We start from the raw sequence: 12,140 nt of genomic DNA, 5'->3' as shown, positions 1-12,140 counted from the left end.
TCGCGTGCTCCGCTTGCGCGGGGATTCGTCACGGCCTCCGTCGTTCACCGCCACGCGGGGGAAGGACGATTGCGCGCCCGAAGCTCGGCGATCGCTGTCTCCTGTCGATCGAGCTTGCGCGTGAGAGCATCGATCTCGCCGCGACGGGCCAAGGCAAGTTCCGCAATGTGCTGGTAAAACAGCCGCTCATCCGCGTTCGTCCAGCTCGATGCGCTTCGGCCGTGCGGCCGGCGCTTCGCCCGATCGGTAATCGTCATTCGCTCAGCGCGAGCCGCGATCTGGCGCTCGATGACGCCGAGATGGCGCTGCGTCTCGGCTTGTGCGGTCTCCATGCGCGCTAGCAGATGGCGTCGGACCAGGGGCTCGATCATCGCAGTGTCCTCATAGGCCACAAGGGCAGGGCAGACTCGTCTGGCGCGTCGTTGTGCGGGAGAGAGACTGCGGCGATGGAGGAGATGTCGCAGCCGGCAGTCACCCAGTCCGCAGCCGCCGAATTGGCGCCTATGTGCTTGCGCCTGCCCGGCGTAAGGGGCCCGTCGAGGGCGCCGACGACGGCACTCTCGGGATTGTCGTGCGCATGCACCGGGAGTTTCACGGCGACGAGATACAATTTCATGACCGGATCCCCTTTCTCTCGGCGCCGGCCAGGTCTTGGCGCGGCGCGTGCACAGAGAGGCGCACGGCGTGTTTCCAGGCGTCGGAGCCGGTGAAATGCCGTCTGAGCCGCGGATGCCAGACGACCAGGACCGGCATTTCGCCGTCCTCGTCAGTGGCCGTGCGCCAGCCGAAGGCTTTGGCAATGAGGCGCCAGGGCATGGGTCACCTCCATCCGACGAAGTCGGAGGGGCCGCCGTAGAGCTGGTGGCGCGCCTCATCGATCACGAAGCCGAAGCGGCCGACGTGATACTCGTTGGACGGAACGAGGAAGCGGCGTTCCTCAGTTCCAGGCCCGCGTTTCGCGCCGAGCGTGGCGACGGTTTCGACGAAGCCGCTCGCGTGTTTGGATGTGATCGCCGATACCACGATCCAGTCCCGCGCGTGCGCCTGCTCGAAGCCGCGGCGATCCTTCTCGCGGGATTCGCCAGGCTGGAGGATCGTACCAAAGATGGCCTCCCAGGCGTCCGGCCACCTGTCCTTAATCGTCTTCTCGGCGCAACGGCGTTCGAACGCCGTAAAGAGATCCGGGAAAGTGATCGCGACAATCGCCCATTCGGCGTCTTCTTCATACCATCCACCCTTTGAGCGCAGCATGTGGTGGACGAAGCGGTTTCGCTCAGCCGAGAGCTTGAAACCGCCGTGGCCAGCCGTGGAGTGCGACGCGACGCCCTCGGCATAGACGGTCGAGCCCTGCGAGAGTCCCCAAGGCGTGTGGGCGCGCGAATATTGCTCGATCCGGCCAAGAAGCCTGCGCTCGCGTTGATGCTCGGCGTTTTCGAGCACGGCGTTGCGAAACGCCGCCTCATCGGCGAGCTCGCCGGAATGTCCGTAGAAGTCGCCGCGCGTCCATTCGCCCATCGGGCGGTTGATGCGCCAGCCCGTCGCGAGAAAATGCCGGCCATCGCCGGCCGGAACCATGGCGAAAGCCGTCTCGCCGACAAGCGCGACAAGAAGGCCATCCGGGCTGCGACCAAAGGCGACGTCGTCGGAAGCAGGAGATGGCGCGTTCATGCCGCGGTCCTCCCCTCGATAATGTCGGCGCCGACCTCGTCGGCCGTCACTTCCGCCAGCACTGCGTGGGGATACCCGTGGCGAGTCAGCCACTCCTCCGCATCGGGCTCGTTGGCCGCGAGATAGACGAGCTCGGCGGCGTCGCCGGCGCGGTCGAACACGCGGACCGAGCCGAGGACCGGACGTTCGATGATGGCGAAGTTGAGCTTCGACTCCAGCGAGAAGGTCCGATGGACGCGCACGGCAATGACGCCGCCAGCGCCATAATCGGCCTCATGCAGGGTGAAACAGGCCGACAGCGAGACATTCCCGATGCCCCGTCCACCCTGCTTGCGGATCAGGCAGCCCCTGCTGTTGTTGGTCTGCCACGCGGCGAGCTTCTTCTTGAAGCGCGTCGGCGGCCGCGGCGTTCCGTCGGACCAGGCGATGATCGAGCCGATGGGTGCGTTGTCGATGATCGTGTGCGCGGACATCATGTCCTCCTTGTGTGCGCGTGCGTGAAAACGAAACCGCCGCCGGGATGACCGGCGGCGGCGGACCGTTCGGAAAAAAGACGCGTGGAGCTATTCGGCCGCCTCCCTGAATGCCTCGGCTACTTCGTCAGAGAGCTCATCGCCGATGCCGGCTGTCTCCTCTTCAGCCCCGTCGTCATCTGCCGTCGTCGCGCTCGACGACAACCACTGCGAAAGCTTCGTGGCGTCCGGCGCAAAGCGCGCGGAGGAATGGACGAAGTGTCCCTCCTTGAAGTGCTCGACGAGCGCGGCACGCGTGTCCTTCACGCGCTGGCGCGGCAGGACAGGGGTGTCCTTGCACGATGCCTCGAGGGCTGGGCGCGACAGGCAGGAGAGGAAGTCCTCCGTGCCCATGTGCGGAAGAAAGCTATCCGCGCCTACCACTGCGCCGGCGATCCGGGCGACGATGCCGCTATTGGTGCCGTTCTCCCGGCAAGAGAAGACATCGACCAACATGTTGCGCGCCGCGACACGAAGCGTATCCATGTCGAACGCGAGCTTGCCATCAGCGTCGAACAGCACAGCTACGTTCTTCGCCAGGCGGCTGTGGCCGTAATAGGTTCCACCGCCTCCCGTCGTCACGGAGACGTTCTGGCCCGCGAAGGCGAGGACCAGAAGCGCCATCAGCGTGTCGTCCTCGATCGGCGCGCGGCCGATCGCTTCGCGCAGCGCGTCGGTGCGGTAGTCGCCGATCATCTCGACGCCCTTGCGCGTCACGTCAGGACGGGGCTTGGAGATCTCGCCTACGTCGTCCGGAGCGGTGTCCGAACCAGTCACACCGTTGCCCTTGAGCTTCTTCGGCGCCGGCATGCGATAGTGCACTGTCTGCACGCGGCCGTCGCGGTCAATATACATCGCCGCACAGTCGGACTTCACCGGCTTGCCATGGACGCGCTCGGCCTTCGGCGGCAGCTTCACCTCGCCGTAGTTGGTGGTCTCGGCGATGATGCCTTTCTTCGGCAGATTGGCCGTCATCCACTCCTGCTGCGCGCCGAGGAAAGCCTCCACGTCCGTGGTGTAGCGGCTGTCCTCGTCGGCGGGCGCGAAGAGATCCTCGACCCAATGAATGCCGTAGGCCTGCGCCAGGTCGTCGCCGAAGCTGGCGTGCCGAGCAAACATCCGGGTCTTCTGCAACGCTTGAGCGACACTCCACCACGAGACCTGCGGATCGGCCTTCGACGGCTTGTGCTTCTTCCAGACCTCCTTCTGCTCATCGAGCGATGCGGCAGCGATCGTGCGGAGCTGCCGCTCGTCGGGCATGTCGCCCTTGGCCATGTGATCGAGCATCGCCGGCAGCACGTTGGCCAGCAACCGCAGTTTCCTGATTTGACGCACCGGCAGCGCGAGCGCAACGCCGATCGCCTCCTCTGTCCAGGCGAGCGCGACCAGACGCTCGATTGCGCGCCACTGGTCGACCGGATTCAGCGCCTCACGGGCGATGTTCTCGACCATCGAGCGCATGGCGCCGTTGTCGTTCGCGGCCTCGTCGACGAGCACGTCGATCTCTTCGAGGCCGGCGGCGATCGCCTGCTTCACACGGCGGTGGCCTGCATTGATCAAGTAGCCGTTTCCGCTGCCGATTTCCGGCGTGATAACGGGCGGCTGCACGATGCCGACGGCCTTGATCGTGGCGAGCAGCAGCGCGTCGGCTTGCGGCGTCGACTTGGTCTGGCGCATGCGGTCCGGATTCTCCTTTAGCGCGCGCGGGTCGACCTTGATGAGTTGCATGGGAACGCTCCTTTGGGGTTGCGGACCGGCGCTGCCGGCCCTCTCTCGTCTTCTTCCCGAAGACATCCCCCGGCCCGCGGAGCGGGGCGGGCCGGCGCAACCGCGGCCGAGCATCCCTGCCCGGCAGCACCAGCAGGGCCGAAGCCCTGCGCAGGATGACGGGCTGGGATCGCGCAGGCGGCGGTTGAGCGCGAGCGTCGGCGGCCCGCTCGATCTGCGAACGGGCCTATTCCCTTCCCCTCTTCCCTTTCTTTCATTTAGGCGGCCGCAGCCAGCTGGCCAGCGCTATCGCCGTCCTCCGCCAAGGCTGTATCCACCTCAGCGAGCTGCTGGCGCTTTTCGGAAAGCTCGCCCGTGAAGGCGAAGTCCCCGCCGTCGCGGGACTGGTAGGAGGCAAGCCGTCGGCGGGCATCCGCCAAACGCTGGCGGTAGCGCTCCCGCCCACCCTCGAAGTCGCTCAGCGCGTGCTCGAGGCGGGCGACCGCACCGAGCGGCGTCGCGGTCATCGGCAACTCGGTCTCGTACTCAGCACCGGTTCGCAGGAGCATCGTGGTGTAGCGATAGCCGTCGCGGCCGACGCGCTCTCCGCTGTACGCAACGTCGAACCCGCCGATCGAAGCGATAACGGTCTCGCCTTCCTGCTGAAGCTGGACCAGCGTCAGGATTTCCTTCATCAATGCGCGTCCAGCGAGCTTGCGTTCCATATACGGCGCTCCAGTCACGGACATGCTGAACGCACCGCCAGCGGTCGGTGTGAGGCGCTCGATGTCCTGCCCGATCTCGCTGATCCGGCGGGCTGAGAGCTGGATGTCGCGCTCGGCATCGCGCATCTGGCGCCGCACCGCATGCTGGTCGTCGATGTGCGCGGCCCGCAGACGTTCGAGCCGCGCGATGTCGGCCTCGAGGCCAGCCTTCTGCATCAGGCGCGGGTCGCCCGAGGCAATCGCCTTCGCCATGGCGAACTGGTTGGCCTGGCTTTCACCCATGTCCTCCAGCCGGCGGATCGAGGTGTCACCGGACAGCGCGGCAGCGATGAAGCGGGCCTTGCGCTCGTTGTTCTGCCACATCTGCGCATCGAGGCTGCCTTCGGTCGCGTAGGCGAAGATATCGACCTCATCATGCTGGTTACCTTGCCGCACGATGCGGCCCTCGCGCTGCTCGATCTGCGACGGCAGCCAGGGGACGTCGAGGTGGTGAAGAGCCTTCAGGCGAAGCTGGGCGTTGACGCCGGTCCCCATCGTGTCGGAGGACCCGATCAGGAAGCGGACTTTGCCGGCGCGCACATCGCCGAACAGCCGCTGCTTCGCCTCGGACTTCTTGTAGTCTTGCATGAAGGCGATTTCGGCCGCCGGCACGCCCATGCGGACGAGCTCATCGCGGATCCAGCGATAGGCGGAGAAGCCGCGGCTCTTCTCGACGCTGATCGTGCCGAGGTCGGAGAAGATCATCTGCGCCGCGCCGGCCAACTCGAAGGGTTTTCCGTCCGTGCGCACGTAGTTGTTCGCGGCCGTCTCGCTCCAGATGCGGAAGGCGTTGCCGACCAGCAGGTTCAGCTTGTTGTCGGCTTCATTGTCGTTGTCCGGGTCCACCAGGCGCAGGTCGATGGCCGCGTGGCGGCCGTCGGTAATGACCGACAGCAGGATGTCGTCGCCGGGCTCGGGTGCGCGGTCGCGCTCCTCGATCGCCTTGATGCGCTCACCGAGCAGGGTCTGGTAGCGCTTGAATGCCAGCGACGGCTTCGCGGTCAGGATCTGCCGCTTTCCGGTCGATATGACTGGCACTTTCACGTACTGGCGCAGGTCCTCAGGCATCACAACGTCCGCGAAGGAGCGGAACATGGCGATCAGCTCCGGCACGTTAACGAAGGTGGCGAACCGCGTGACCGGCTTGTATTTGCCCGAGGGCTGGAGCTCGAGTTCGGTCGTAACATCGCCGAACGTGCTCGCCCAGGCGTCGAACTCATGCAGCCCGCGCTCCGATAGCGCGGCATGTCCGAGATAGCGCTGCACCGAAAACATCTCGCCGAGCGTGTTGGTGATCGGCGTACCGGAAGCGAGCACCATCGCACGACCCGGGTTCTTCGTCTCGATGAAGCGCGACTTGACGTAGAGATCCCAGGCGCGCTGCGAACCGTTGGGGTCGACGCCCTTCAGCGTCGACATATTGGTGGCGAAGGAGAGCTTCCTGAATTCTTGCGCCTCGTCGACGATGATCTGGTCGACGCCGATCTCGGAGATGGTCAGAAGGTCGTCCTTGCGGGTTGCCAGCGATTCTAGCCGTTCCTGCAAGCCCTCCTTCAAGCGCTCGAGGCGCTTGCGCGAAACGCGGTCGTCGCTGTCCACCTTCATCAGGAGCTGCTCGTAGAGCTCGAGTTCGTCCTGGATCATCTGCTGCTCGAAGGCCGAGGGCACGCTGATGAAGCGGAACGCCGAATGGGTGATGATAATCGCGTCCCAGGTCGCTGTCGCGGCGCGCGACAGGAAGCGGTGCCGCTTGTCCTTGGTGAAGTTGGTTTCGTCGGCGACCAGGATGCGCGCGTTCGGGTAGAGTGCAAGGAACTCGCGGGCGGCCTGCGCCAGGCAGTGGCCGGGCACGACGAGCATCGCCTTGGCGACGAGGCCGAGCCTGCGCTGCTCCATGACTGCGGCGGCCATCGTCATAGTCTTGCCGGCGCCGACGGCGTGGGCGAGATAGGTCGAGCCCGCGGCGATGATGCGCCAGATGCCGCGCTTCTGGTGCCCATAAAGAACAAAGGCGCCAGAGGCGCCGGGTAACTTCAGGTGCGAGCCGTCGAATGCTCTGGGCGCGATGTTGTTGAAGCGGTCGTTGTAGACGCGCGCCAGCCGGTCGGTGCGATCGGGGTCGACCCAGATCCAGCGCTGGAAGGCATCCTTGATCTTCTGCAGCTTAGTCTTTGCTGCTTCCGTGTCGACGACGTTGAGCACGCGCCGCTCGCTGTCGCCGTCTTTAATCGTGTCGAAGATCTGCGGCACGCGGCTGTTCAGCGCATCGGCGAGCAGCTCGCCGGCGTGCCGGCGGTCCGTTCCCCATTCCGACGTGCCGGCGGCCATCCATCGGAGCTGCCGGGCTTCCACGGTCCACGACGCCAGTTCCGGCATGTGATGGATCCTGATCTCGGCGTCCATCGTCTCCTTGACGAAGGCGACGATGTCAGTGGCCGGAATCCAGGGCGCGCCGAGACGCGCCGTGATGTCGGAGGGTTTGAGGTCGGCAGGTTGCACGGCTTGCAGCGCCGTGACATTGCGGTCGTAGGACGGATCGAGCGCAGCCGCGGCCTCCGCAGCCCTCAGCTTGTCACGGACGGGACCGGAGAGGTAGGAGTCGGCCGTCTGCCACGAGCCGTCCGCAGGATCGCGGAAGACGGCGCTGCCGAGTTCGGCGATGACGCCGTCGCATTCGCGGTGCAGCAGCTCGGCGACGTGGTCGATGTCGACATGCCCGCGTTCGTTGAGCACGACGGCCAGCGCATCGGCCGCGCTGCCGATGACGGGCGCAGCCGGCGGCGCGATCACCCGCTCGGTGAAGATCGGACCGGGCTTCGCAGTGTTGGTCTCGAGGTCGTAGTCCTCGATCGAGGCGACGAGCCAGCAGTCGGGGTCATCGAGGAAAGGCTGGATATTCGGCCGGCGATGCGTCTCGCGCACCTCAGCGGTCTCCTCGTCTTCCGTCATTGAGACGGTTGTGAAGTTAATCGGGCCGAAGTCGCGGACGAAGTTCGACCAGGCGACGCGCAGTCTGACCTGCGCGTCTTTCCATGGCTGGTCGAGCTCCTGCGCCTTCAACACCTCACGCACCGCATCGCGGATAGGGATCAGCTTCCTGATGATCCGGACGTGCTTTTCCGGAACGCCATCGGCGCTGCGGCCCCTACGGGCCTTCACGGCGGTGGGCTGGCCGTCGAGGACCTGCATCAGGCCGTGTGCCTTATCGAAGAAGTAACTGCCCTCGCGCACATGCCGATCGGACGGCAGATCTAGGACGCTCTGATCATCCGCATCCTCCAGATAGAGCTCGATCTCATCGGGCTCGCCGTCGTAGCGGTCTTCGGGAAGGAGACCGACTACGGCCGCCAGCACCGCTTCGAGATCCTCGTCCTCGTGCGGCAGGCATGTATAGACCTCGCCGAAGGGACCGGAGGCGAGGGTGTGCGTGCCAAGCACGAATTCCGGTTGCTTCGCGAACCAACGGTTCACGCGGATCGCGCCTTCGTCTTCTGTTGCCGGCCGCACCTCGTCGACATCGAGCCACGACAGATTGCCTTCCGGGTCGCTGATCTTGCGCTTGCGGAAGAACAGGATGTCGACGACGACGTCGGTACCGGAGCTGGCGCGAAAACTCCCCTCGGGCAGCCGGATCGCCGCAATCAGGTCGGCCGACTTCGTGATGTGCTCGCGCGCCGATGCATCCGCCTTGTCCATCGTGCCCGAGCTGGTGACGAAGGCGGCCAGCGCCCCCGGCTTCAGAAGGTCGATCGCACGCGCAATGAAATAATCGTGCAACCGCAGGCCCATAGACCGATATGCACGGTCGGAACGCACGGTGCGGTCAGAGAACGGCGGATTGCCGATGGCGAGATCGAAGTTCCCAGGCAATTCGGTGCGCGCGAAGTCTCCCGTCACGATCCGCGCCCGCGGCTGCAACAGGCGCGCGATGCGCGCCGTAACGGGATCCAGCTCGATACCGGTGACGTGCGAGACCTCCCGAAGTCCTTCCGGCATGAGTGCGGGAAACAGCCCGGTGCCAATGCCGGGCTCGAGCACGCGGCCGCCGCGCCAGCCGAGGCGCCGCAGGCCTGCCCAGATCGCGCGGACGATGAACTCGGGCGTGAAGTGCGCATACTGGGTGCAGCGCGCCAGCGAAGCGTGGTCGAGATCGCCGACGGCATCCTCCAGCTCGGCTCCAATCGCCTCCCAACCCTTGCGGAATTCCGCCTCGCCCGGGCGCCGGAATACGAAGTTGGCAAGATCGGTGGCTCCGAATCCGATGAAGCGGATCAGTTGCTCCTGCTCTTCGACAGTCGCCGCACGCCCATCGGCCTCGATCGCCGCGGCGAGCCGGATCGCCACGATGTTGTCGCGTGCGCGGTCCTTCCATCCCTTGCCCAGGGCGCGCTCACGCGCGAGATGGAAGTTCGTCCCGCGCGCTCGCGGAGCGGATGAAGCAGAGCGTGTGACCGCCGCGACCGGAAGCGCCGGAGCCGGCGTCGACGGATCGGGATTCTCGCCGTCGTCCGGGTCGTCGATGATGCCGACGGCGAAGGCGGTGACGCCGAGGCCAGAGGAAAGGGCGGAATTGCTGAAGAGGTCGAGGGTGAAGGGATCGTCTTGAGCCATTGGAAATTGTCCTTGAGATAAGGGCACGTGCCGTCGTCCGCTGCCTCGGCGGGGGGCGGGTGGTCACGGTGGATAGGGATGGGATGCGCTAGCGCACGATGAGCGACAGCGAGATGTCTGTCTCGCTCAGCTGCACCCGCAGATGGGTGTATCGAAAATCACGATTGATGAGCGGGATGAACCGCTCTGCCTCGATGAACTCGATGCTGTCATCGCCGCCGAAATGGCGTCGCTTGTAATCGAACCAGTCCGGATTGCCGACCGGATGGCATTCTTCGGAATAGACAACGAGCGGCCGATCGCCGTCACCGAGCTTGCCGTTCGACATGATGTAACCGCCGTTGTCGCCCACAAGCCAGAGGCCGGGCTTCTCGCCCTCACCTGGTTTTTGGCCGTAATAGGGATTGCGGAACCCGCCGTTGGCGGCGGCGTCGGACTTTCCGCGTTCGATAACCCTGCGGACGGCGGGGATGGGGAATGTGAACATTGCGCTCTCCCTCACGCCGCGATCGCGGGCAGGTAGCGCAGGTGCACCGGCAGTTTCGCGGCGACCTCCGCATCTGTAAGTTGGTCGAGCAGCTTCAGTACCTTGCCGCGCTGGCCACCAAAGAACAGCACCGTGCGCGAGCCGCGCAGATGCTCAGGCTCCCGCTCGCCAGCGTAGCCGCGATAGTCGTCGTGCGTGTTCGACCAGATGTGCTCGAGCCGCTCTTCGCGCGTCATCGCCTTCACGGGTCGCGATTCCCGCTCGACGATGGCGGTGCACATCCGGTCGGGTGAGGAGCAATCCGACAGGTCGCAGTAACCGTGGAAGTAGCGGGTTCGGCCGTCGATCGTCAGCGTGAGAAAGATGCTTGTGATGCTGCCCGTGAGGAATTCGCGCATCGCGAACATCCCACTGCGCATCCAAAGTGGTGGCAGGATCTCGAGCATGTAGTCGTATTCGACTTGGCCAATCTCAAACCATTCGCCCGAATAGAGCGCGGTCGCATCGACTTCGGGGTGGTTCGGCCTCTGCGAATGTCGATCGAACATCCGGAACATCTGCCGGCGGTCGGCGATGCCTTGATAGACCTTGCGGATCGGAGAGGGGATCATGGAAGGGCTCCTTTCAGCCTCGTCGGACTGAAGCGCGGCTCACCCCTTCGGTTCGCCATCTTCTTCAGCTCTTGACCCCTTCTTCGCGGCCGCCTCTCCGGTCCGGAGGGTCAAGGGCCGCGTAGCGGGCGAAGCCTCCCTTGACGCGCCGGCCGGGCATGCGGCACGTCGTTCCTCATTTCCCGTTTTCCTTTCGCGCTCTTCCTGTCTATTCCGCTCGGAATCTCATCCGCTTGCTCAGCCTCGCAGGCCCCCCCGGTGACCGACTTCTCCCGGACATCATGTTGATCATTGATTGGCGGCGAACAGCGCCTCAACCGGTCCGCCAAGCAGACCTCTTAGATCTTCGTTCCAGTCAGTGGCTTGCGGTCGTGACCGCGTACATTCAATGCCAGTTTCGCCGGCAATTCTGAGAATACGCTCGGCGTAGTCGTCACCTTGCCGATTGTTATCGGTCGCAGCCACAAACCGAACGTTCGCGCGCTCAGCCAAACTGCGGATAGCTTGCTCCGTGGCCGGCGACCAGCCACCACCAGTGCTGACATACAGCGTGTGGGAGCGCTGCACTTCGATCGCAGCCAGGCTCATGGCATCGATCGCAGCTTCGGTGATGCAAATCCGCTCAGCGCCCGTCGGCCCGAAACGAAAAAGTTCTTTGGTCCCGGCGGTGGCGAAAGCGCGCCAGTGCGGACCACGCTCTTCCCAACCAATGATGTGGCCGGCAAGATCATCATGTGCCGCCCACATGCTACCTTGCGGGCCCTCCCGCAGCCGGCCTTGAGAAACCGCGGCGGCGACAATGGTGTCGGGAATGCCGCGCCGCTCGGCGAGATAGTTCCAGGTCGCCGAGCCAGGCCTTGGCGGTCGCCGGCGGGCCCATCGGCTGACGATGGATGCCGTCGCCGCCGGTTCGGATGCTCGCTTCCAGACCGGCGCGGTCACAACGAAGCCGACAAGCGCAGCGACGTGATCGCATGCTTCAGGGAATCCGCTCGCGCCAAGGTGCTTTGCTAGATCGAAGACATCCCCTTTGGCAGGCGACAACGGATCGAACCAGCCGCGTCCTTCGTGGATGACGATGATGATGTTGGCACCGCTCCGGTATTTGAGCGCCCGCCGGGTACTCTCCTTCAAGTCGATTTTCCAACCCTCGTTCTCGAGCACGGCGGCGCAAGCCACCTTGCTGCGCAACTCTTCAATGTCCTTCTTTTCCATGTTTTCGCTCCGAGCGCGCTCAACGCATCACCCGGTCCCTTCTTCAATTTTTCTGATCCGCAAATTTCGGAACGGAACTGGCCGGCCGCGGAGCCTTGCCGGAGGCAAGGGCGCGTTGACCAGCTGTCCAATGTGGCAGGTTAGGCCGCGGCGAAGCCTCCCTTGCCGCCGGCATGGCGCCAGCGGCACGCCGGTTACCCGGCTCAATGAGCCGGGGACCAAGGGTCGTACTCGTGCACGATGGCATCCTCTTCGCCGTCGTATTCGCTGGAAACCATGACGCCGAATTCGTCGTCGACCTGGAAGAGAACAACTGGGACCATCAGGCTGCGGGCGAGATCGAAAGCGTGATCCTGAGCGAGGGTGAGATTCTGCGACATTGTGCGGCTCCCGTTTGGGGCGGGGACCATCCCCGCTCGACAGGCGCCGATGTGTTCGGGAGCGGCCGCGGTCACCTCGTAGGCGGAGCCGAAGAGGTCGCACGTTTGCGTAGCGAACCCCTCGCGGGTTGATCGTAGAAGGCCGCACCCGGACCAAGGAAAGCCCATTCGAGAGCGGGGTGGTC

Annotated in this window: 11 protein-coding genes; all 11 read right to left on the bottom strand. The window is 64.8% G+C overall.

The window, feature by feature from the left end; all coding sequences use genetic code 11:
* Positions 1-44: 44 nt before the first annotated feature.
* Positions 45-371, bottom strand: a complete 327-nt coding sequence (locus tag NLN62_RS49185; protein WP_254114029.1) for a hypothetical protein — start codon at positions 369-371, stop codon at positions 45-47.
* A complete protein-coding gene (locus tag NLN62_RS49180; protein ID WP_254114028.1) occupies positions 368-616 on the bottom strand; it encodes a hypothetical protein in 249 nt (82 codons plus the stop codon). The genes NLN62_RS49185 and NLN62_RS49180 overlap by 4 nt, the downstream gene beginning before the upstream one ends.
* On the bottom strand, positions 613-816 hold the full coding sequence (locus tag NLN62_RS49175) for a hypothetical protein (protein ID WP_254114027.1): 204 nt from the start codon (positions 814-816) through the stop codon (positions 613-615). Before NLN62_RS49175 ends, NLN62_RS49180 begins: the two co-directional genes overlap by 4 nt.
* A 3-nt stretch (positions 817-819) precedes the next feature.
* Positions 820-1,668 carry a hypothetical protein gene (locus tag NLN62_RS49170; RefSeq protein ID WP_254114026.1) on the bottom strand — a complete coding sequence of 283 codons (849 nt, stop codon included), beginning with the start codon at positions 1,666-1,668 and terminating at the stop codon, positions 820-822.
* A complete protein-coding gene (locus tag NLN62_RS49165; protein ID WP_254114025.1) occupies positions 1,665-2,141 on the bottom strand; it encodes a hypothetical protein in 477 nt (158 codons plus the stop codon). Before NLN62_RS49165 ends, NLN62_RS49170 begins: the two co-directional genes overlap by 4 nt.
* A gap of 90 nt (positions 2,142-2,231) precedes the next feature.
* The gene (locus NLN62_RS49160; RefSeq protein WP_254114024.1) at positions 2,232-3,908 is read right to left on the bottom strand and encodes a ParB/RepB/Spo0J family partition protein; all 1,677 of its coding nucleotides are present in this window, start codon (positions 3,906-3,908) and stop codon (positions 2,232-2,234) included.
* 257 nt (positions 3,909-4,165) lie between these two features.
* On the bottom strand, positions 4,166-9,262 hold the full coding sequence (locus NLN62_RS49155; protein WP_254114023.1) for an Eco57I restriction-modification methylase domain-containing protein: 5,097 nt from the start codon (positions 9,260-9,262) through the stop codon (positions 4,166-4,168).
* A gap of 88 nt (positions 9,263-9,350) precedes the next feature.
* Positions 9,351-9,749: a DUF3085 domain-containing protein gene (locus NLN62_RS49150; RefSeq protein ID WP_254114022.1), complete on the bottom strand. Its 399-nt coding sequence runs from the start codon at positions 9,747-9,749 to the stop codon at positions 9,351-9,353.
* An 11-nt stretch (positions 9,750-9,760) separates the two neighbouring features.
* Positions 9,761-10,360, bottom strand: a complete 600-nt coding sequence (locus NLN62_RS49145; RefSeq protein ID WP_254114021.1) for a DUF1419 domain-containing protein — start codon at positions 10,358-10,360, stop codon at positions 9,761-9,763.
* Positions 10,361-10,648: 288 nt separating this feature from the next.
* Positions 10,649-11,575, bottom strand: a complete 927-nt coding sequence (locus NLN62_RS49140) for a DUF3991 and toprim domain-containing protein (RefSeq protein ID WP_254114020.1) — start codon at positions 11,573-11,575, stop codon at positions 10,649-10,651.
* Between the two features lie 203 nt (positions 11,576-11,778).
* Positions 11,779-11,955 (bottom strand): hypothetical protein, encoded by a 177-nt coding sequence (locus tag NLN62_RS49135; RefSeq protein ID WP_254114019.1) that lies wholly within the window; start codon positions 11,953-11,955, stop codon positions 11,779-11,781.
* Positions 11,956-12,140 lie beyond the last annotated feature (185 nt).

This window comes from Bradyrhizobium sp. CCGUVB23 (assembly GCF_024199885.1).
Taxonomy (GTDB): domain Bacteria; phylum Pseudomonadota; class Alphaproteobacteria; order Rhizobiales; family Xanthobacteraceae; genus Bradyrhizobium.
This window is presented reverse-complemented; position numbering and strand designations above follow the sequence as displayed.